Raw genomic sequence first — 20319 nt, 5'->3', positions numbered from 1 at the left:
TTTAATGTAAAAAACAATCAAAGCCGTTGAAATTTTACTCGTCGTAAAATTTCAACGGCTTATTAGTTTTCAGAGGAGGGTTTTGTCCCAGCCTCTTTTATTGTGTTAAAATATTGTTTTTTGGCAAAACGAGGGGTTGATTTCCATTCCGGCTGGGCACTTTCCTGGGGGTTTCCAACTTCTACTCCAATCAACCACTGCGCTTTAGCATGTATCTTCTGGCATGTTACGCTAATTTAAAGTGATAAAAAAAACTTCGGTAACTCATAGTGTTCACTTTTGAAATACACCCATTGGAAAACGAAAAGCCTGGCATGGAAATCGCCTTTATTAAAGCGCGACAATATTTACAAATTTTCTTGACCACTCTGTTTTCAACACAACTAGAGCGTAGTCATTTATAGGATCATGATAGAAGATGTTATTTTGGCAGCATAATTTCCATTTTGAGAAACGGTTGCTTCCACATAGCATGTTTTTCGGCCTTGCTTGACAATTGTTGATTCAACCGTAGCCGTTCCGGTGTGAAGAGGTCGTAAAAATGTTGTTTGCAAATTGATCGACGCAAATCCTTGATTACTTTCTAAAATTGAAGCCATCGAATAGGCCATCGTAATATCTGCTGCAGAAGTGATGAATCCTCCCATAACGACTTGATGCCCATTTAAAAAGCGTTCATCGACGTTCCAAGTGCAAATGGCTTTACCGGCAACAGCCGATTTTACATGAATACCTAATGTTTTATCACATGCTGGTGGTTCAATTTCTCCATCAATCACTCGCTTTAAGTCAACCATGGTCGTCATAATTGAACACCCCTAACTGAGTCTGTGAAATTATTTAGTAATGTCCGATTTAAACATTGCTGAGCATCATCCATCATAGTCTCAATAAGAGCCGTAACGGTCGGTAAGTCTTGAATAATCCCTGCGATTTGGCCGCTATTCATAAAACCACCTTGTTCATTTCCTTCCATAGCACCTTTTATATGATAAGTTTCGGAAGTACGTTCTTGATAGTCAGCAAGTGTTATACCTTTTGCTTCGTCAGCAAGAAGCGAAGAGGTGAAAGGTGAACATAACACACGGCGCACCTGTCCAACCGAACGTCCTAGAATGACCGTTTCCACATCAGTTGCATCAACTAGTCTTTGTTTATAGGTCTGATGTACTGGCATTTCCTGTGTAGCAATAAAGCGAGTTCCCATCTGGACACCCGCTGCTCCAAGCATTAACGCAGCTGCTAATCCGCGACCATCACCAACACCACCTGCTGCTGCAACAGGTACAGAAACCGCATCGACTACTTGAGGTATTAACGTAAAGGTTGTCAATTCTAAATCGGAGTTAATTCCTGCAGCTTCATAACCTTCAGCGACGATTACATCTGCTCCACCTTGCTCGGCCTTAATCGCATGTTTAACAGAGGCTACAACAGCTATCACTCGAATATGGTGGGCATGTAATTTCTCTATATATAAAGTTGGATTACCTGCCGATAAAGAAACGACCGGTACTTTATGTGTAATAGCTAATTGCAATAATTCCTTTGTATAAGGATTGACATTGATTGGCACATTGAGGGCAAATGGTTTTTGCGTTAACTCCTTCGTTGCTACAATGCGTTTTTCAACTTCTGCTGGTGTCATTGTTCCACAGCCGATTGTCCCTAAGCCACCTGCATTCGATACAGCTGCCACAAGTTTAGGACTACTGATATTACCCATTCCCCCTTGGATAATAGGGTATTTTATTGCTAATACAGAACATAATTGATTCAAAAATAGCACCCCCGTTAAAAATATGTTATACTAAATTCTAGCAAAATATTCAGAAGATTGAAAGGATGATTTTTATGGAGATTACATACGCTTTAAAGAAGCCAAATGTTCATGAATCAGTATTTCAGGCGCCAGGCACGTATATTATTGGAGATGTTACGATTGGTGAACAATCGTCTATTTGGTTTAACGCCGTACTACGCGGGGATGAAGATAGCATCACCATTGGAAAACGTTGTAGTATCCAAGATAATTCAACCATTCATTTATATGAAGGGGCTCCAGTTGTTGTAGAGGATGATGTAACAGTAGGTCATCAAGTAGTCTTACATGGTTGCAAAATTGGTCGCCGTTCGATTGTTGGTATGGGTTCTGTTATTTTAGATCATGCTGAAATTGGGGAAGAATGCATTATTGGTGCAAACACACTTATTACACAAGGCTCGAAAATTCCACCACGTTCATTAGTTGTTGGTTCACCAGGAAAAGTCGTACGCCAGCTACAAGACAAAGATCTCGAATTAATCCAGTTATCAATTGACACATACGTCCAAAAGGGAAAAGAATTTAAAGAAATTGTAGAGAATTAATTTAAACGAAAAGCTTTTGTGATCCAAAAAGATTTAAACTGCTTGTAAGGATTGAGTTCAGTGTCGTTTCGAACTTAATCCTTTTCATTTTCCCTTTATTTGTTTGTCGAATTTGTTAACAGAGGAATGATATTGAAAAAGTCCTTGTTCGCAAGGTTATCATTTCTCATCTTTCTAAACTATATAGTATTATTATGTGTAGAATTAAGGAGTGTGAGAGTATGAGATTCATTAAATTTCTTCTGATCATTGTCATTTTCATCGGTGTTATTGGTTATGGGGTTTATCATTTTGGTATGAAATATGCATCCGATAAGGTTGTTGATACTATTTCAACAGAATTAGAGCAAAGTGGACAAATGGATGAAATTAAAAATACGATTGAACGTGACCCTCAACTAAAATCATATATGGAAGAGGCTAAAACTGCAGACAGCAGCAAGTTACCGTTTACAACAAAAGAAGAGGCTACAAAAGTAATAATTCAAAAAGTTGGGATCTCGGAGCTTAATAATATAAGAGTAAAAGTACAAAATGGTACAATGACGAAAGAACAGGTCATTCAAGAAATGGAAGGTAAATTAACAGACGAAGAAATGACGGCCCTAAAAGTAGTTGTTTATAAAGAGTTATATAAATAAAACGTTGACGGGCGATATATAGGAAAAAACAGGACATGCAATTGTAGCATGTCCTATTTTTTTTGCCTTTTAAATCGAGGAAATCCCCATACAAATCAAAATATTTGTCCCTAATTTTGTACCAAATCTGTATATAAGTTAATGAATAGAAATGACTCAAAGAACTTACAAGACAAAAGGAGGGACATCATGGCAATATTTAGGGTTCGTAAAAAGGAGAATTATGTTGTGTTAGACAAAGGGTTTCTGAATGACACACGTTTAAGCTGGAAAGCAAAAGGTTTGCTTGCTTACATGTTATCATTGCCAGATGATTGGTCATTTTGTATTTCTAATTTAGCCACTCATAGCAAATGCAGTCGTGAATCTACTGCTAACATCATTAAGGAGCTATCACAAGCTGGCTATGTTCACAAAGTTCAGGGCAGAACCAATATGGGGAAATTTAGGAAAGTTGAACTTTCAGTGTTCGAAACTCCACAAGTTGAACCGTATTGTGAAAATCCGATAACAGTTAATCCGTTGATGGAAAACCCGTTAACGGAAAAACCGGCAATACTAATTAATAATAAATCACTAAATAATAATTTACTAAATAGTAGTTATTATTGTTATAAGAGCCATTCCTCAGAAGAGAACCTTTCAAAACCACAAACGGCATTCCTATTTTACGAGCAAAATGGCTTTGGTTCTCTAGTCGCTCATGTCACATACAAAATAGGTAATTGGATTGATGATCTTTCGGAAGAACTAGTTATTCATGCTATGAAGCAAGCAGTAGAAAACAATGTGCCTCGTTGGAATTACGTTGAAAAAATTTTACAGGTTTGGACTAATAAGAAGTTTAAAACAATTGAGGAGGTAGAAGCGGACAAGTTTCGATTTGTAGCTCAAAAACAACAACCACAATTTCGTCCTAATCAATCCAATCATCAAGGGCGTAAAGAGGTTGTCCCTGAATGGTTCCATCAACGCCATAAAAATTACAGTGATATAGAATCCGGACAAGCTATTAATTTCGAGACTGAACGTCAAAAAATTTTGGAAACATTAAAGAACCTAACAGGGGGACAAGATAAATAATAGTAACCAAGTCCATTGCTGCAAGATGACAATTTTGTCAGCTATCTGTCATGTTCCGAAATTTAAGGTAGTGAAGTTAGGATCTATACTCTTTAGTAACGATACAATTTCGTTAGAAAAGAGGAGGCAGAAGAAATGAAGATGATGAAATTCATGGCAATGACAATTATATTCGCTACTTTCTTAGTTGGTTGTGGTGAAAAGGGAGCATTGATAGAAAAAGACTACTATGTTCAAATTAACGAGGAAGAACAAACGCCAAATAGTAATGGTTATTTTGTATATGCTTTAGAGGGATATGATAAGGATGGAAATGAAAAGGTGGTAAGTTTTTTTGCTGAGAAACCTTTTGAAAGAGGAACAATCGTCCGTGTCCCTAGAAGCTTAGATGGATACACTGGTGAACCCCAAGTAATGAAGGGGGATGAGTTACCGAAAAATATTAAGGAGAAATTTAATCAGAGCTAGATCCAAGTTTTCAAGCGTCATGTGAAATAAATACAATCCTAAAAAGAGGGACCTGACTCATATCGTTTTGAGCAGGCCCTCTGATATATCAATGAATACCTGAAATTTCATAATATGGTACTATAAAAAGGGAGTGTACTATATGCAAAGGGGCATAATTATGAGCACACATTTCACCTTTACAGATTTCCCTGTATTAGAAACAGAACGTTTTATCTTACGAAAAGCACAGGAAAGTGATTGTATTGATCTTTTGGAGCTTTATTCAGATGAAAGTGTTGTGAAATACATACCATTGGAACCTTTTAACTCCGTGCAAGATACAGAAATGGAGATCTCGCTTTATGTTGAAATTTATCGGCTCAGGAAGTGCATTTAATACGAAATTAGGTAATAACGCAGCGTATTACAAAGTAGGAAATCTGATGTTGCTTATTGATTGTGGTAGCAATATTTTTCACCGCATTAAGGAAAATAATTTACTGGAAGGTATCGAGCACATCCATGTATTGATCACTCATACTCATGCGGACCACGTAGGAAGCCTTGCTGATTTTATTTTTTATAGCCATTATTGCCATGGTGAAATGGGAAAACCTAATGTTTCTTTATATTCCGTTCATGATGTGAAAATTGAAGAATTGTTAATCATTAATGGTATTATCCCAGGAGTTCATTGCTTAACAAAAAAATGTCAATCAGATACACAATACACACTTAATTTCTGTAAAGTATTATTCGAAAGATCTAGTCATGTTAAAGAGATACCTTCTTATTCAATTGAATTATATATAGATGACAAACTTATTTATTATACAGGAGATACAAATAGCCTAAAACCATCTTTACGAAATCCAAACGAATCGAACAAAGGCTACGATTATGTTTATGTTGATACGTGTAAAGCAGATTATGAAGGCAACGTGCACTTGTCATTACGAAAACTGAGTGAGTTATTCGTCCCGATTTACGTTCAAAATTTTGGTGTATGCATTTAGATGAAGGCTTTGACCGTCAAGAAGCTGAAACGTTAGGATTCAATGTTGTGACGAACGAATGTTAAGGAAGTTCGCCTGTAGGAAAGCGAGTAGCCCCGGAGCGGTAATCAGCGACTTCTTATTTATGGGAATGGTTAATAATGGTTAATAAACGCACCTGATGATAAAATTAAATCGTTATCCGAAAGGGGAGAGAAGAATGGGGTTCTTTATTGTAATGATGGGCTTTATCATTTTAGTGGTAGTGATTAACATCTTAAAAAAGGAATCGCTTAATAATGATAGTTCAACAAGAAGTAATTCCTATCATTCGAGTACTCAAACTTCTGATCATAGTTCAACAGGTACATTTGTATCCGTAAAAGATTCAAATACACACAATTGTTCGGACAATGTTTCTAGTTACACTGATACGTCTAGTTGCAGTGATAGTGGGTCGTCGTCCGATTAAGCAATTGAAGAACCTGCTAGATATTGTCCCGTAACAATGCTTAAAGCGCCTTCCACAGTTGGGTGGGAGGCAATCATAATTAATAACACCTAGTCAATTCTATTCTTTAGGTAAAGGGAGGGTCATTTGTGTTAACTAAAATTAGAAAAGTTAAATTTGAAAAAGAAAGAAAAAATCCTTTGTATAATGTTATTATGGAATGTCCTGAAGGGAAGGATCTATATGTGAAATTTGATTATACCTACGCAACCAATAATTTTTGGCCATTGCAAGTAAATTATAATAAAAAAAATTATGGTGCCAAACTTGCATGGTATACGAGAGAAGTCGAAGATATGACTGTTGAAGTGTTCTTAGAAACAATTGCAGATAAGATCAATAAAAAATATAACTTTGAATTAAAAAGGAATGAGTATTCGTAAAGGTTATAATGTTTAAACTTATATGTAAGCGGACTTCAAAATTTTCATACATATTTTTTCTTACATTTTACAATTTTTTATGCCTTGATATTTTCAAAAATGAACAACAAAAAAGCTGTAGCGTATGACAACGTTACAGCTCAGAATTGGTCTTGCCCTTATAATGGCTTAGCCATAATAGCATTATAACACATAGAACGAAAAATCAAAGTTCTAATGAGAATTTATTTCATTGTGTTTTATCTTCTTTCAGATGGTGTCTAAACATCCGCCGGAGGCATAATTGAAATAACTATTCTTGAATTGTTTCAGCAAATGTTTTTCGACCAGGCTTAACTTTATTAACGGTTATATTTATTTTACTAAGTGAATTTTCTGTTAGTGGTACCTTGCCATCTTTTTGTATCTTTTTCCATACCTTTACGTTTTTTCGATAAAGCTGTTCTGATAAGCGGAAAACATCAACATCTATTTTTAAGCCCTCGTCATATGATTTTGTTATCTCTTTTTTAACTGCCTTAATAATACCTTTTCTTATTTGATCGGTAGTTACTTTTCCTTTGAAACCATTGATGATTGCATTTAATTTTATATCAACTTCAAATGTTACTTCATTGTTTTTTACAATTGGTTTTATCTTCGTACTTAATTTTTCTAAATCGACTGTTAAGTATTCTTTTTCTTTATTGTCTAATTTAATGGTTACGTCTCCTCGAGTTTTTTTACTAAACATCCATTGGATACCTTTTGCATCCCCATCAATTAAATAGCCTTTAAATCCATTCTTTGAAACTACCCCGTAACCTGTTAATGCAGTTTCCGTTGTGGGCTCATTGGTCGTCTCCCAATTTTTGTTGATTGAAACAAATGGAATATTCACTTCATGACTCGGCTCATCTAAGGCGATAAGTAAGTTTCGTAAATCAACGGGCTCTACATATGTTGCTATTTCCTCTGTACGTAATGGATTGCTTAATTTTGAAGCTGTTAACGATTTATTTAACATCGGTGTGACTAAAAGAACATCCTTGAGGGGGTCCTTTGTAACATAAGTCAATATTTGATATCTCGTTTCCCGATGACGTAAAAAACTGTCAATAACAGGTATTGAATTCTCATTTTTCAAGGCATCCTCTGAGAAAAGAAGAAAAGTCATATGTCCCCAGAATATTTTTTGATCGATGGAGCGATATAATTTAAAAATGGCTTCTTCCATCGTTTTTCCTTTAGCAAATCCAATTTCTGATGGTGGAGCTTGTGGAGGAGGCGCTTCGGATTTAGCAACAGTAGAAAAATTGATGATTTGCATATATACTTCATATTGACCATCTTTATAATCGATCCCAATTCCGTCAATATAGTACATTCTTTGTGGTTCAGTAACATCCCAACATCCAGAAAGCAATAGTACAGCTGTTAAACTTACTATTAACATAATTTTTTTCTTCATTTTTTGATCCCTACTTTTAGAAATTCTGTGTAATTTTGTGGAGTAAAGAGGTTTTGTATATAGCTTGGACAAAAAATGAGAGGATTATAAGTAGTGAAAATCTTAGGATAGCTACATTTAGGCATTTAAAACAAAAGACCAGGACTCATCTTTATAATGAGACCTGGCGTATTATTGTAAAATAGTTATTAATTTTAGCTACAATAACGGGTATTCAAAATATAGGGGAAGCAAAGAGGGATGAAGAAAATCCGTCCCCTAATCACATTAAATTCCTTTATTATCGCGAAATTCTATAATGGTGCCTTCAGGTGCTTTTAATTTACAAAGCTGACCATTTTCAACTTTATAAATAATTTCATCATTTTTACGGATAAAATTAACATTCATATCTTTTAATCGTTCTACTTCTTGACTAAGATTATCAACCCATAAACAGAAGTGAACAATGCCTTGAGCATTTGAATTACATGCATCAAGATCTTCATGATATTTCCTAGTTTGGAGTTCAATATAAAAGGCTCCGAGCTTTAGCCAAGTATTAAAATGTCTATCGTGGAAATTAGGTGACTCCTGTACTAGTTCAAATCCTAATACTTCTGTGTAAAAATTTAAAGACTCAGCATATGCATTCGTTTGTATGCAAATGTGATGCACATATTTTTCAGCCATAAATTATTTCTCCTTCTGTTTTATATGCATAGTTTAATATAAATTACATCACTAATGAAATGATATAACATCTAACTATCTTTAAAGACAACTATACAGCGCATTCCTTAATGCAAGTTCTCTTGGTTCATTAGCCATGCCAAATCCATGTTTATTCATAGCGTAGGCATATCCTAATCCCTCGTCTGGATCAGCAAAGCAGAACGAACCTCCAGCTCCAGGATGTCCAAAAGAGCTTTCGCTTCGACCAAATTGCATATTAGAGAAGTGTTTCCAAAAGCCTAAAGAATACGCTATATCTATACAATTCACATGGTCGTAGTAGCCTTCTTTTGGAGGTGTGGCGCACATGCTTAATTCATTCATTGTTAAAGAGCTTAATCCGAGTAATTTTGCACGGCTTGCAAATGCACCATAAATTTTTGCCATCCCTCTTACTTGTCCAACTCCGTTACCTGAAGGAAATTCAATAGATAGAATAGGACGATGATTAAAATTATCATTTGCAACAAATTTTTTAGGATCAACTAAACTTCGAGCTACTAGTGACTTAGAATTTAAAAAGTTAAGTAACATTTTTGGCGGTAATTTAGTCATTCCTTTAAGTAACTGAATAGGATGATTTATTCCTTCAATAGTTGTAATTCTATCTTCCAAAATTTCTTCAGGTAATCCTATATAAAATTCAGCGTTTAGCGGGTCTGCAATTTCTTCTTTGAAAAAATCTTTTAGGGTACGGTGTTTTGGATCAGTTCTTTTAATGAGCTCTGCTATTAATGTTCCAATTGTCCATGCATGATACGCATGAAATTTTCCCACCTCCCAATCAGGTTTACTTGCAGCAATGGACTGTGATAAGCGTGAAGTATCTAGGTCCTCTAAATTTTTAATATTAAGTCTATCTAGAGCAGACAAACCAGCTTGATGTGCCAGGAGCTGTCTAACTGTAATTTTTTCTTTGCCATTTTGAGCGAATTCTGGCCAATATGTACAAACTGTCTCATCATAATCAATATATCCTCTTGAATGCGCTAGACTTAAAGCTAATGCAGCAAATCCTTTTGTAGCAGAAAATACTTGTACTAAGGTGTCTTTCTCCCATTCAGCACGAGTTTTCCGATCTCGATATCCGCCCCATAAATCAACAACGGGTTCGTCATTAATATAAACAGAAAATGCAGCTCCGACCTCTCCTCTACTAGTAAAATTCTTAATAAATTCTTCTTTCACTAATTCAAAACCGGGTGCCACAAAACCATGAATTGGAACACTATTTGTTATTCTCATAATTGCTTGTCTCCTTCTGAATAAGCCATCTCTTTACAAAAAAGAACAAATTTAATAAAATTAACTTAACAGATAAATGACTAAAAATCAATAAATAGTCAAATAAAGAGGTGGCGTTATAATGGCAAGAATTTCAGCTGAACAAAGGGAGCGGATACATGAAACACTTCTCAACGAGAGTAAAGAGTTATTTGTTCAGTATGGTTTTTCTAAAACAAGTATTGATGACATAGTAAATGCATGTGGGATTGCAAAAGGTTCTTTTTATTCATACTATCCTTCAAAAGAAGAATTATTTTATGCTGTATTGCGAAGAGAAGAAGAAATAAAAAATAAAATCATTGCTGAGGTGATGAGTGAATCCTTACCGCCAAAAGAACTTTTAATTAGATTTTTTGATATTTCTTTTAAAGCAATAGAGGAAAATGCATTTTTACAAAATCTTTATCAAAGAGGGGAGTACGAGAAAATAGTTAAGAGACTCCCGAAAGAACTAATAGAAGACCATGCTAAAGAAGATTTAGAGAGTTCGCTAGATTTTGTGAAATTTTTACAGGGAAAAGGGGTTGCTGAAGAAGATCCTGAAGTTCTAATCGGCCTTTTTCGACTAATGATGCTTCTACCTTTACATCGAGAAGAAATTGGTGAGCAAGCATTCGGGAAGACTGTTAAAAAAATGATTGAATGTTTATCAAATGATTTAACGAGATAAGGAAAGGTCATTCGCGAATAATATCAGCAAACTTTATTACCTAAGAAATAGTGTAATATTTATTAGTATAAATTACACCAAAATGGATAATTTATATATCGGAGGTGATAATTTTGACAAAAGAAAAGCGCAATAAAAGTGAAGAAGACCAAGTAGAATTTGGAGCAGATTTAAGCCCTGACGATCTAGATGTGCGTGAAGAAAATGATCTAACTAAAGAGCAAAAGAATAATGCAAATAATGAAAAACAACACAACGAAAACACTTCCTCAAAACGTAATAAATAATAAGGAAGACGTATAAAATTTCTTACCACAATCTTCTGATTGTGGTAATTTGAATTTATTCATATACATATGAAAGATAATAGGGTTTTAATGTAAACTATTTAATGAAGTAGCGCAAAAAAAGGGAGAAAGGATAAATAGAATGACTACAAAATTTAAAATTGAACTTCCGCTTATTCCAAATGATTTGGCTGAAGGAACTTTTGAAGACATTTTTTACGATGAAGAACCTTATCTAACGAATCAACTGATTACGAATATAAGTAGAGAGAATGATAGTATTGAACGTTTAATTTTATCTAAAGTAATGTTTCAAAAAGTATCTCAGATTAACTCTAATTTCAATAAAATTGATATAACTGATGTAATCTTTGAAAACTGTGATTTATCTAACTCAAAATTTAACGAAGGGATTATACATCGGGTTACATTTAGAAACTGTAAGCTGTTAGGTGTTGATTTCTCAGAGGCCCATTTAGGGAACGTTTCTTTTGAAGGTTGTGTGATGAATTTTTGTAACTTTGGAGTAGCAAGATTAAAACAGATTTGTTTTGATCAGTCTTCATTACGTGGTACAAGCTATTATGACTGCCAATTTAAGAAAGTGAAGTTTGAACGCTGTAATATTGATGAAGTTGATTTTAGCGATACGCCTCTAAATAATGTGGATATCAGTACATGCACTTTTGAACGATTGAATGTATCAATAAAAAATTTAAGCGGTTGTATCATTTCCACTGAACAAGCAATTGGCTTTGCTGAATTACTAGGTTTAAAGGTTAAACGATAATATTGACTGGCTACTGCTCCTGCAATGCTTGTAGCTGTAGTAGTTTCAGTTGTAATTGGAAAAAAAAGTAAAAATAAAAATGTTGTATTTATGTATTTTAAACATTTAATTTGTGCATTCATTTTTGCACTATTATTTAGTTTAGTTAATTTTGATATTAATACTATTAAAGAACTCTTGATCTAACTATTTCAATAGGCAGTATTGTATAATATTATTTGTGATTATTGATTATATTTTAAAATACGTAAGTTTACCACTAGAGACCAGGTTTTTGCATGTTGTGGATTAACCTGGTCTCTTCTATTTTAAAACTAGAATGTTTAGTCTGTAGTATTTAAAAAGAAGAAGTGTTTTACCATTCTTGTATTTTACAAAGATGTATTTACTAAATCTATAGTATTTTTAATAAAATCATGATAATGCGTTTTGGGTAATGAATCTATTTTGCTAGCTGCCTTTTTCGCATAAATAAGCGCTTCCTCTATTTTTCCAAGTTGCATAAGACAAATTGCCCTATATGAAAAAGCCGTATAAAGAATACATAATTCAAGCGGGTAAGTAGTTGAGCCCGGCATCTTGAACTTTTCAAATGCTTCTAAGGCTTCATTGAGTTGTCCTTTTCCTAACAAAGCCTTACCTTTTTCAAGATAATAAAAATCACTTCCGATATTCCCCTTTAATACCGTAGCAAATTTATCTAAGTAAAAAAGAGCTTGTTCATAATCTTTTGGTATTTGATTATAATAATGAGCTTGAAGCAAAAGTGTAAAAGCTAAGGACTTATCATTTTCACTGAATACAGCAAATTGTTCTGACTTTTTTATAAAATAAGCATAATCATTTTCATTATTATGAAGAAGGGCTTGGAATGCTGCAATCCGGAAAATATTATCCATCTTATAATAGACCATTCTCTTCTTAGACATTACAATTAATTGATTAAGCTTTTCCTTCCCTGATTTATATTCACCTATCCCAAAAAGTAAGACCATTTCAATGTAATTCGCCTCTAATTCAACTAGCATATCAATAACTTTTGCTTTTTCATCATACTCTTTTCTTACACTTCTTAACATCTTCAGGGCATTAAGATACTCGCCCTTTTTTGCATGGTATTCTACTACATATAAATTGACAGCCAAACAGTGGCTATAAAGAGATAATCGATCATAGATTGATATAGCCCGATCTATTAACATTTCTCCATTTTTTTCATCTGACTTCATAACTGTTCTTCCGGAAATCTCTAATATCCTAGCAGATTCCAATGAAATGGGAAACTGTTGGTCAATAATGTTTTGAGTCAAACTAATTATCTGTTCTTCATTATTTTTTTCATATTCTTTCTCTAATTTATTAAACAAGTTTTTTAGCTCATCAGGTGTAGGGCTCCCTAACAAATATTGAGGATCACAGCCCAACTGGCGCGCTATAAATTTTAAACTGTCCATTGAAGGGTTCGCGCGCCCATTTTCAATCATACTTAACATTCCTTTGGACATTTTATTCCCTGTTAGTTCTACAAGTGTCATACCTTTTTCTATTCTTAATTTTTTAATTCGTTGTCCTAACTCATTCATTTTCCAACATCCTTGAAATTCAGTTTATAAGTTCAATTATATTAAACTTCAGCTTGAAAAGGCAATTATTACATGTTACGCTAAAGTTCAATTTAATTGAACTTCCTTGTATTGGAGTTTATGAAATTAGGGAAAATTTTTTTATTGAGAGAGCTTTGCTTTTAAAAAAAATGGAAAACGAGGGATTAAAAATGGGTGAATTTATTGAAAACGAAGCAGGTCAAAAACTTGATATAGGTGGTATCGAATTATATTATGAATTGTTAGGTGAACATCACGATGGTCCAACACTTGTTTTCGAATCAGGGTATGGAGTTCCTTTAGAAAACTGGAATTCGATTAGAAATGAAGTATCAAAGTACTCAAGAATGTTTATTTATGACAGAGCAGGAATCGGAAAAAGTGAAATGGATGACAGACCTCGACATAGTAGACAAAGTGTCGATAACTTACGTATATTACTTAAAAAAGCAGGTGTAAAGCCTCCGTATGTGTTAGTGGGTCACTCAATAGGAGGATTAAATGTAAGATTATTTGCAAGTAAATATCCAGAGGAAGTTGCAGGAGTAGTCCTCTTAGATTCATCTCATGAGGATCAAATTAAAATATTGCCTCCTTTATTTACAAAAGAAGTTCAGGAAGCGTATTATAATCAATTTACTATAGAAGGATCTCTTAATGAGGTTGAAGAAAGTTTAGAACAAGTTCGTACTTCTAAATCATTTGGAAATATTCCATTGAGTGTCGTTACAGGCGGTCTACAGCCTTTTCATACAAAGGAATCAATGGTTGCTTGGATGAAATTTCAGAAAGAGCTTGCAAATCTGTCAACAAATAAGCAGCATATTATTGTTGAAGATGCTGGGCATGCGATACATATTGATAAACCAGGCGTTGTAATTGATGTATTAAGAGATATTTTAAGTATAGTAGAGAATGACAAAAAGCACTGAAAAGATCAGTATATGAAGCGGAGCTAATTGCACGTTTGTATTTGGGGGTTAAATAAAAAGGGTCACTTACAGTCTAGTGGCCCTGAATAAAATTATATGGAACTAGTAAAGTACCACATCATGAATAAGTACATATGAATAAGGTAAGGATACAGAGGTGTTTCAGAATAATTTCTAAACAGACCGTCCTTGGCGATAAATAGAATATTGTGAAACTTATTTAAACTTAAGTCGTAGTAATATATAAGAGGGGAGGTATTAACTTGAAAAAATACTTATTATTTGCAGGTGTTTTTACGTTTGCGTTTGTAGTTTTGCAAGTGCTATCAGGTATGCTATTAACGATGTTTTATACGCCTAGTATACAATGGGAAGAGGCTTCGACTTTATCATCACAAGTGGTATTTGGAAATACAAGCTTTATTCCGCCACTTGCTATATCTTTAATTGCAATAGTCATTGCATTTGGTAGTACCAAGTTAATCTATAAAAAGGCTGTTCACTAATAAAAAGGAAGGGAGTCTTTCCCTGCCTTTTTATTAGTGAAATAATGCAAGTCCAGAATAGATTATATTGATAAAAATAACTAAGTGACCTATAAAGATTGATTCTTTCGCATAACAGTGAAGGACTTTTTTTATGCGTTGTACCAAGCTATCGAGGTGGTCAACTGTACTAGTTACAGGTGTATTTTGATTACATAAAAATTGGCGTGGTGTAATTTCGTGATAACTTGCATTAGAAAATAATGAATTTAGAATTCGCTCATTTTGTTGGACAATTGCTTAAAATGAAACAAAACCCAATATTCTAATAAGAAAATAGTGTATTGTTGCAATAAATATAGTATAACATTCTATATTTTAGTATAATATTCTATATTTTTAACAAAAACAATTTTCCTTTATTAGGATAAAGGGCTGAAGGAAGGTATTATATTGTTATATTTAGGATTGATCATGATTGCTTGTTTATTTTTATATTTACAAAGAGCATCATTTTCATTGGTGGCTGATTCAAAATTACATTTACCAATTAAAAGAATGGAAATGTTAATTATGATTGCTCCATTTATTTCGTTAATCGTATTTTCTATTCTTTTTTTAACTGTACTGAAGGGACAATTAGCTGATAGAATATCGCATGCATTAATCGTTTTTAGTCTTTGGATCTTTTTCACCTATTTCATAAAAACTCTATTTGGTTATTGGAAAAATAAAAATATTTTATTGGTTTCTTTAGTTGGAATACCTTTGACGCTATATTTTATTTTCCAATTGACGCCGTTAGACAATTATACAAAGATCGTTTTTCTGAAAATAGGGAATGTGTCATTTATCGTAGGTCTAGTATTAATCATTTTATTTTATTCGAATTATTTACATAAAAGGAAGTTAGGATTGGCGAAGGTTAATTAAAAAATGGGACGATTTTCATTTATTCGCCTTTAGAAAATAGAAGCGTATTCGGGAGATTCGAATACGCTTCTAAATTTTTTTAGTTAACAAAGATCGAGTATGATTTTCTAGATGCAAATGGGAGTTTGATTATTTTGCATACGTGACAAGGAAGTCTTCTAAGTACTTTAGTAGGGGTTATATGAGTAATTTGGTAATGGGGTATAATTATGGTAATATAAGTAATATAAAACTTATAATTTGAATAGGTGATTAAAAGTGAATAAACAAAATAAAAAGATAATCAATATCGGTGATAATCGCGGTCTGTATACGAAATATCAACGTGACAGTGCTCCGAGTGTCATCTTTATAGCTGGATTAGGCGATAACTTTGAGACGTGGAAAAAAGTCCAAGACCGAATATCGGATGTAACGTCAACCTTGTCCTACACGAGGGTGGGTATTGGTAGGAGTTCAGTCGCAGCTGTCCCGCAGACTTGTCATGATTTGGTCGAGGAGCTCTCTGACTTGTTACAAGAACTTGACGTAAAGAAGCCATATATACTAGTAGGGCATTCTTTTGGTGGTTTAATTGCAAGATTGTATGCCAGTCTCCATCCACTCGACATCTGCGGTATGATTTTGGTTGACGCCGCACCGGAATATAAAGAACTTGCTTATAAACAGGTTTTACCGGAAAATCTGGTTGCAGGAAATAGAGAATATTTAGAAAACCCTTCGTTGAATAGTGAAAATATTGATAAAATGCAGAGCTATAAGCAGATTGTTGATAATTCAAGACAAACTGACCTCCCTCTCACAATTATTACAAGAGGTTTACCTGATAGTGGAGAAGAGGGATGGCCGTCGCAAAAGATACTGGAAATTGAACAAAATCTCCAAGAGGATTTCAAAAAACTATCAACGTTAAGCAAGTTTCGGATTGCTAGTCGTAGTGGACATTATATACATCATGATGAGCCAGAGATAGTGATAGAGGAGATTATTCTAATGTTAAAGAAAAACACTCAGTTGAAAAATAAAGGTGAGTGATCTTCTTCTTTAGGATCTTTGGATGAAACAAAGCAATCAAAAAAGGGAAATAAAAGATAGAAGTACAAGCAAAAAATAGATACCTTTGATTAGTTATCTTATTATCCAAGGACCCTGACGCTCGATAAATTAGTTGAGTTAGTCTCTGTTTATCTTGGACATGCTACTGCACAATATATATTATATCGACTAGAACAAGTGCTGTCTGGGTCTTTACAACACTTTAACTTTCATTAGTGGAAGATGACGGTCAGGAAACACAGTAGATGGAGTAGAGCCAATGGTCTTTGCTCCCATTTTTAAATAAAAGCCTTCTGCGTTAGGTTCACTATCAAGAGTAAATTCGCTTATTCCTAACTCCTTTGCTTTATTTAATAAATGGTCCCATATCATTCTCCCAAATCCTTTACCGATATAATCAGGGTCTATGAATAAGGCATCTAATTTCCGTTCATTAATAGTAAAGCTATAAAATGCTACTATCTTGTTGTCACTCTCCATTACGTAAACTGGATTTTCTTCTATGTACTCTTTTGTTACAGTTAGATCATCTTTACATTGTTGTAGAAAATCTTCCGAATATCCCCAGTAGGCTTTTGACTTATAGGCTAAATTGCTCAATAGATGACAATCTTGAACTTTTGGACTTCTAATTAACACTATAATCCTTCCGATAAATCATTTTTTATGAAAACATGAACTTAAATCCTATTTTACTCATTTATTATCAAAATGTTAAGTTAGAAATATTGAAAGTAAAGCAGATGCTATTTTAATCTACAAAAGAGAAGATGCAAGATTGATTTATGGGCAACTATGCTGTATTGGAAAAGAGCTTGAATTAGTAATTGTGTAGGTGAGCGAAAAGAAAACTTGAAGATTTTGTGCAGTAAAAAATGTAACGAGGTGAGTATATGACAGGTCAACTAGTGTATTTCAAATAAAAAACCACTATGAAGTGGCTTTTAGCTTTTGACTTATAGGCTAAATTGCTTAATAGATGACAATCTTGAGCTTTTGCACTTCTAATTAAAACTATAATTTATCTATAAAAAGATACAAGACTTATAGGCAACTATGCTGTGGACTTTTAGGTAAAAAAACTATAAAAAGGGTCACTTGGGATAGGAGTGACCCTTAGTAACAAAATTCGGAGGTGTAAGGCTAAATTAGCTTTACATTACTATTAATATGTCGTGATAGCTTTGTTTGTATAGTTCATAGCCTGAGAAATAGATATAAAAATAAAATGCTGTAGCGTCGTCACACACTACAGCTCAGAAATGGTTTAAGACCTACTTATAAAGTTTGTTTGTATAAGCATAATAGGATGATTGAGTCTATTGAGGAAGCAAGGCAGCAGAAAGTGAAAGTGGATGATAACAGCTACATTGAGGCTAAAACGGCTATGAAGCAAAACTTCCAAGACGAGTGGTTTACAAGTAATCCTCTATTTATTGAGGTGCTTCACAGGCTATTTAATAGGAATAGCATACTAGTAATTGGTAAGCTATGAAGTTTTCCAGTACAACGATATTTAGAGTTAGAAACAAAATTTTGAATTAGATGGGGAAGTAGTCGAAAGGCTGCTTTTTTTGTTTTTCAAAAAGATTTGATAATTCAACTAACGATGAAGTTTTGTTGAAGTAGAAGGAATTTGTTGGAAGTACAAAGAAGTAATAAAGAAAAGTAAATTATTTGTAGGAGGGGATAAATTGAATGTTATAGACAAAATGGAGAAGTTTGATTTTGCAACATTGGAAATGAATGATGAACAAAAAGAGTTTGTCTCTGCTTTAAAGTTAATTACAGAAGGAAAAGAATGTTTGGCTGCAGAAATTTTAAAGGATCTGTATTGTGATTCTCATGATCTTTCATTGCGAAGTGGCTGTGCCAAGGTTTTATTTGAGCTTTATTTTACTAAATCCGAATGGAAACAATTAGAGATGCTCGGCCTTCTTGATGATCAAAACATTGATCGAAGCAATCGTTTAATTGCGAGAGCTTGTAGCAAGTCTGAACAAACAACATTCTCCTTCTTAAATGATCAAATATGTATTCCAATGAAACTAAGCATCTCTGGCTCTCCAACGATTGATGTAATGATTAATGGAAATAAGAAAAGCTTTTGGTTAGATACTGGAGCAGGGATGACGGTCATCTCAAATGCATTAGTAAGTGACTGTAATATTAACATTGTGAAAGATGAAAAATTTGAGGTTGGAAATTCAACAAACCAAAATTTCAGTACCAATTTGGCCATCATCGATTCAATTGTCATACAGAGTCTGACGATTCTTAATCAGCCCACATTGGTGTTAGCGAATGATTTATTAATGATTCAAAATCCTAAAACGGAAGAAATAATGCAGGTAGACGGTATCATTGGATGGGATATCATACAACATATTTTTTTGGAAATCGACTATGGACGAAAACAGGTCATAATTCAGAAACCGCAACGAAAAGATGGTATAGAGAACAATCTTTTCTTCTGTGGGTATCCGATTTTGAAAGTAAAAGGTCAGAATCAAGTTCCCTTGTATTTCGGTTTAGACACAGGTGCAAATAAGACCCATTTTGGACAACCTCTTCTATCGAAAATCGATGATCTTAAAATAGCGAAAAGAATGATACTTTCTGGAGGCATCGGTGATGTAAAAGAAAGAGAATTAGACAGCATAGAAAGTTTATTTATTTATCTAAATGAGAATCAATCGATCATCTTACACAACGTGAGAGAGATGTTGACAGATCTTGCTACTTTTTTTAAGTTAGATGGTGTTTTTGGTAGTGATATTGCTAAGGATGGGCGTTTGGTGATTGATTATACGAATAGAAAGTTTGAGCTTGTGTTTAACTAATGATGCTTCCAAGAGTCAAGCATTTATAACGACCTCTTATGTGTATTTAATCTTTGTATAAAGTTTTATTATCATAACTTAATTGGAGGTAATAGTTCATGCCCTTATTCAAATACGGAGTGCTAAAAGGTAAAGTTGTTGACGTGAGACCTGTGGATTCATATGACAAGACGCCTCATTACGAAGTGCATATTCGAGCAACAAAGAAGGATAAAAGTGAGGAGAATTATAGGATTGCAATTAATGTTGCCTCTAAGGTGAAGCCTTCAGAAGTCCTATATTTTGTTAGTGAAGATTTTTACTCGAATCAAATAACAATTATTCCAAATTACGAAGAAGGATTTACAGAAGTTACTAATGAAAATCGCGAAATTGCATTAGATTATATTCGTGGCGGCTTATTTGATCCCTCAAAAATGATTCCTCTCCCTGCAACAAAAAATGGACCAGACAATGACTTGAATGAAAAAGTTAATAAATATATGCAAGAGGCTAGGACAAAAAAAGCTACAGTTTATGCTTACGGAGAAAAATTTAAAACTGAAAATGAAAGAGATAAATATTTCGGGTTTTCTCCAGGCAGAGGCATTCATGATATTCATATGAATCAAGGAAATAGTAGGGATTTTAGAACAGACGACGGGATATGGCAAGATGGTGGTGTACTCATTCATTTTGAGGAAGAGAATAGATGGGTTGGTATATTCCTTGCATTCCAATCGCAGTCTTGGTGTACAGATGACGATGGACATGCAACTAAGCCAGTTAGTGTATGTAACCATACAAATAACAAATCAGCAGGGGGATTGTTCCAACAATTATAATTTCTTTAATA

24 protein-coding genes are annotated in these 20319 nt (G+C 33.9%); 17 read left to right on the top strand and 7 right to left on the bottom strand.

The genetic code is table 11. The features are described 5' to 3' along the window. Positions 1 to 398: 398 nt before the first annotated feature. Positions 399 to 806: a PaaI family thioesterase gene (locus tag ACIQLB_RS17205; RefSeq protein WP_400728318.1), complete on the bottom strand. Its 408-nt coding sequence runs from the start codon at positions 804 to 806 to the stop codon at positions 399 to 401. Then, positions 803 to 1780 (bottom strand): NAD(P)H-dependent flavin oxidoreductase, encoded by a 978-nt coding sequence (locus ACIQLB_RS17200; protein ID WP_400728316.1) that lies wholly within the window; start codon positions 1778 to 1780, stop codon positions 803 to 805. Before ACIQLB_RS17200 ends, ACIQLB_RS17205 begins: the two co-directional genes overlap by 4 nt. Positions 1781 to 1854: 74 nt before the next feature. Between ACIQLB_RS17200 and ACIQLB_RS17195 the strand changes: the two genes are divergently transcribed. From ACIQLB_RS17195 to ACIQLB_RS17165, 7 genes are all read left to right on the top strand, one after another. Next, positions 1855 to 2370, top strand: coding sequence for a gamma carbonic anhydrase family protein (locus ACIQLB_RS17195; protein WP_400728313.1), 516 nt, complete (start codon positions 1855 to 1857; stop codon positions 2368 to 2370). 221 nt (positions 2371 to 2591) lie between these two features. Then, a complete protein-coding gene (locus ACIQLB_RS17190) occupies positions 2592 to 3011 on the top strand; it encodes a hypothetical protein (protein ID WP_400728310.1) in 420 nt (139 codons plus the stop codon). A gap of 189 nt (positions 3012 to 3200) precedes the next feature. Then, positions 3201 to 4094 (top strand): DnaD domain protein, encoded by an 894-nt coding sequence (locus ACIQLB_RS17185; RefSeq protein ID WP_400728307.1) that lies wholly within the window; start codon positions 3201 to 3203, stop codon positions 4092 to 4094. A gap of 135 nt (positions 4095 to 4229) precedes the next feature. Continuing rightward, entirely contained in the window at positions 4230 to 4562 is a 333-nt protein-coding gene (locus ACIQLB_RS17180; protein WP_400728304.1) for a DUF1093 domain-containing protein, read from the top strand. A gap of 160 nt (positions 4563 to 4722) precedes the next feature. Further along, positions 4723 to 4941 (top strand): GNAT family N-acetyltransferase, encoded by a 219-nt coding sequence (locus ACIQLB_RS17175; RefSeq protein ID WP_400728302.1) that lies wholly within the window; start codon positions 4723 to 4725, stop codon positions 4939 to 4941. Continuing rightward, positions 4907 to 5560: an MBL fold metallo-hydrolase gene (locus ACIQLB_RS17170; RefSeq protein ID WP_400728299.1), complete on the top strand. Its 654-nt coding sequence runs from the start codon at positions 4907 to 4909 to the stop codon at positions 5558 to 5560. The genes ACIQLB_RS17175 and ACIQLB_RS17170 overlap by 35 nt, the downstream gene beginning before the upstream one ends. 579 nt (positions 5561 to 6139) lie before the next feature. Next, positions 6140 to 6433 carry a hypothetical protein gene (locus ACIQLB_RS17165; RefSeq protein ID WP_400728296.1) on the top strand — a complete coding sequence of 98 codons (294 nt, stop codon included), beginning with the start codon at positions 6140 to 6142 and terminating at the stop codon, positions 6431 to 6433. 292 nt (positions 6434 to 6725) lie between these two features. Here the strand turns inward: ACIQLB_RS17165 and ACIQLB_RS17160 are convergent, their stop codons facing one another. From ACIQLB_RS17160 to ACIQLB_RS17150, 3 genes are all read right to left on the bottom strand, one after another. Further along, positions 6726 to 7883, bottom strand: a complete 1158-nt coding sequence (locus ACIQLB_RS17160; RefSeq protein WP_400728293.1) for a Ger(x)C family spore germination protein — start codon at positions 7881 to 7883, stop codon at positions 6726 to 6728. Positions 7884 to 8150: 267 nt separating this feature from the next. Then, positions 8151 to 8555 carry a VOC family protein gene (locus tag ACIQLB_RS17155; RefSeq protein ID WP_400728290.1) on the bottom strand — a complete coding sequence of 135 codons (405 nt, stop codon included), beginning with the start codon at positions 8553 to 8555 and terminating at the stop codon, positions 8151 to 8153. Between the two features lie 81 nt (positions 8556 to 8636). After that, positions 8637 to 9842 (bottom strand): serine hydrolase domain-containing protein, encoded by a 1206-nt coding sequence (locus ACIQLB_RS17150; protein ID WP_400728287.1) that lies wholly within the window; start codon positions 9840 to 9842, stop codon positions 8637 to 8639. 121 nt (positions 9843 to 9963) lie between these two features. Between ACIQLB_RS17150 and ACIQLB_RS17145 the strand changes: the two genes are divergently transcribed. The 3 genes from ACIQLB_RS17145 to ACIQLB_RS17135 all read left to right on the top strand — a co-directional run bounded on the left by ACIQLB_RS17145 (position 9964) and on the right by ACIQLB_RS17135 (position 11631). Then, positions 9964 to 10554 carry a TetR/AcrR family transcriptional regulator gene (locus tag ACIQLB_RS17145; RefSeq protein ID WP_400728285.1) on the top strand — a complete coding sequence of 197 codons (591 nt, stop codon included), beginning with the start codon at positions 9964 to 9966 and terminating at the stop codon, positions 10552 to 10554. Positions 10555 to 10658: 104 nt separating this feature from the next. Beyond that, on the top strand, positions 10659 to 10841 hold the full coding sequence (locus ACIQLB_RS17140; RefSeq protein WP_400728282.1) for a hypothetical protein: 183 nt from the start codon (positions 10659 to 10661) through the stop codon (positions 10839 to 10841). A gap of 142 nt (positions 10842 to 10983) precedes the next feature. Next, the gene (locus tag ACIQLB_RS17135; RefSeq protein WP_400728279.1) at positions 10984 to 11631 is read left to right on the top strand and encodes a pentapeptide repeat-containing protein; all 648 of its coding nucleotides are present in this window, start codon (positions 10984 to 10986) and stop codon (positions 11629 to 11631) included. A gap of 371 nt (positions 11632 to 12002) precedes the next feature. Here ACIQLB_RS17135 and ACIQLB_RS17130 read toward each other — a convergent pair whose 3' ends face one another. Beyond that, complete coding sequence (locus ACIQLB_RS17130) at positions 12003 to 13214, bottom strand: helix-turn-helix domain-containing protein (protein ID WP_400728276.1); 1212 nt, start codon at positions 13212 to 13214, stop codon at positions 12003 to 12005. A gap of 191 nt (positions 13215 to 13405) precedes the next feature. On the opposite strand from ACIQLB_RS17130, the gene ACIQLB_RS17125 reads away from it, so the two are divergent. The 4 genes from ACIQLB_RS17125 (at position 13406) to ACIQLB_RS17110 (ending at position 16620) form a co-directional block, all read left to right on the top strand. Then, entirely contained in the window at positions 13406 to 14167 is a 762-nt protein-coding gene (locus tag ACIQLB_RS17125; protein WP_400728273.1) for an alpha/beta fold hydrolase, read from the top strand. Between the two features lie 263 nt (positions 14168 to 14430). Next, a complete protein-coding gene (locus ACIQLB_RS17120) occupies positions 14431 to 14673 on the top strand; it encodes a hypothetical protein (RefSeq protein ID WP_400728270.1) in 243 nt (80 codons plus the stop codon). 432 nt (positions 14674 to 15105) lie between these two features. Continuing rightward, positions 15106 to 15585 (top strand): hypothetical protein, encoded by a 480-nt coding sequence (locus ACIQLB_RS17115; protein WP_400728268.1) that lies wholly within the window; start codon positions 15106 to 15108, stop codon positions 15583 to 15585. A gap of 258 nt (positions 15586 to 15843) precedes the next feature. Further along, positions 15844 to 16620 carry an alpha/beta fold hydrolase gene (locus ACIQLB_RS17110; RefSeq protein ID WP_400728265.1) on the top strand — a complete coding sequence of 259 codons (777 nt, stop codon included), beginning with the start codon at positions 15844 to 15846 and terminating at the stop codon, positions 16618 to 16620. Between the two features lie 213 nt (positions 16621 to 16833). On the opposite strand, the gene ACIQLB_RS17105 is transcribed toward ACIQLB_RS17110, so the two are convergent. After that, positions 16834 to 17280: a GNAT family N-acetyltransferase gene (locus tag ACIQLB_RS17105; protein ID WP_400728262.1), complete on the bottom strand. Its 447-nt coding sequence runs from the start codon at positions 17278 to 17280 to the stop codon at positions 16834 to 16836. Positions 17281 to 17950: 670 nt separating this feature from the next. Between ACIQLB_RS17105 and ACIQLB_RS17100 the strand changes: the two genes are divergently transcribed. From ACIQLB_RS17100 to ACIQLB_RS17090, 3 genes are all read left to right on the top strand, one after another. Next, positions 17951 to 18136 (top strand): hypothetical protein, encoded by a 186-nt coding sequence (locus ACIQLB_RS17100; protein ID WP_400728259.1) that lies wholly within the window; start codon positions 17951 to 17953, stop codon positions 18134 to 18136. Between the two features lie 199 nt (positions 18137 to 18335). After that, entirely contained in the window at positions 18336 to 19484 is a 1149-nt protein-coding gene (locus ACIQLB_RS17095) for a retropepsin-like aspartic protease (protein ID WP_400728257.1), read from the top strand. Positions 19485 to 19582: 98 nt separating this feature from the next. Then, positions 19583 to 20308 carry a DUF2278 family protein gene (locus ACIQLB_RS17090; protein WP_400728254.1) on the top strand — a complete coding sequence of 242 codons (726 nt, stop codon included), beginning with the start codon at positions 19583 to 19585 and terminating at the stop codon, positions 20306 to 20308. Positions 20309 to 20319: the final 11 nt, after the last annotated feature.

This window comes from Lysinibacillus sp. NPDC092081 (genome assembly GCF_044755845.1).
Classification (GTDB): Bacteria; Bacillota; Bacilli; order Bacillales_A; family Planococcaceae; genus Lysinibacillus.
Note: the sequence above shows the minus strand (reverse complement) of the source record. Positions and strands in the feature narration are given on the sequence as shown.

Excerpts from the sequence above, each read along its gene's own strand:
- ACIQLB_RS17130 (WP_400728276.1), bottom strand. The coding sequence starts at position 13,214 with ATGAATGAGTTAGGACAACGAATTAAAAAATTAAGAATAGAAAAAGGT.
- ACIQLB_RS17195 (WP_400728313.1), top strand. The coding sequence starts at position 1,855 with ATGGAGATTACATACGCTTTAAAGAAGCCAAATGTTCATGAATCAGTA.
- ACIQLB_RS17175 (WP_400728302.1), top strand. The coding sequence starts at position 4,723 with ATGAGCACACATTTCACCTTTACAGATTTCCCTGTATTAGAAACAGAA.
- ACIQLB_RS17090 (WP_400728254.1), top strand. The coding sequence starts at position 19,583 with ATGCCCTTATTCAAATACGGAGTGCTAAAAGGTAAAGTTGTTGACGTG.
- ACIQLB_RS17185 (WP_400728307.1), top strand. The coding sequence starts at position 3,201 with ATGGCAATATTTAGGGTTCGTAAAAAGGAGAATTATGTTGTGTTAGAC.
- ACIQLB_RS17100 (WP_400728259.1), top strand. The coding sequence starts at position 17,951 with ATGATTGAGTCTATTGAGGAAGCAAGGCAGCAGAAAGTGAAAGTGGAT.
- ACIQLB_RS17205 (WP_400728318.1), bottom strand. The coding sequence starts at position 806 with ATGACGACCATGGTTGACTTAAAGCGAGTGATTGATGGAGAAATTGAA.
- ACIQLB_RS17190 (WP_400728310.1), top strand. The coding sequence starts at position 2,592 with ATGAGATTCATTAAATTTCTTCTGATCATTGTCATTTTCATCGGTGTT.
- ACIQLB_RS17135 (WP_400728279.1), top strand. The coding sequence starts at position 10,984 with ATGACTACAAAATTTAAAATTGAACTTCCGCTTATTCCAAATGATTTG.
- ACIQLB_RS17180 (WP_400728304.1), top strand. The coding sequence starts at position 4,230 with ATGAAGATGATGAAATTCATGGCAATGACAATTATATTCGCTACTTTC.
- ACIQLB_RS17160 (WP_400728293.1), bottom strand. The coding sequence starts at position 7,883 with ATGAAGAAAAAAATTATGTTAATAGTAAGTTTAACAGCTGTACTATTG.
- ACIQLB_RS17150 (WP_400728287.1), bottom strand. The coding sequence starts at position 9,842 with ATGAGAATAACAAATAGTGTTCCAATTCATGGTTTTGTGGCACCCGGT.
- ACIQLB_RS17125 (WP_400728273.1), top strand. The coding sequence starts at position 13,406 with ATGGGTGAATTTATTGAAAACGAAGCAGGTCAAAAACTTGATATAGGT.
- ACIQLB_RS17145 (WP_400728285.1), top strand. The coding sequence starts at position 9,964 with ATGGCAAGAATTTCAGCTGAACAAAGGGAGCGGATACATGAAACACTT.
- ACIQLB_RS17155 (WP_400728290.1), bottom strand. The coding sequence starts at position 8,555 with ATGGCTGAAAAATATGTGCATCACATTTGCATACAAACGAATGCATAT.
- ACIQLB_RS17170 (WP_400728299.1), top strand. The coding sequence starts at position 4,907 with ATGTTGAAATTTATCGGCTCAGGAAGTGCATTTAATACGAAATTAGGT.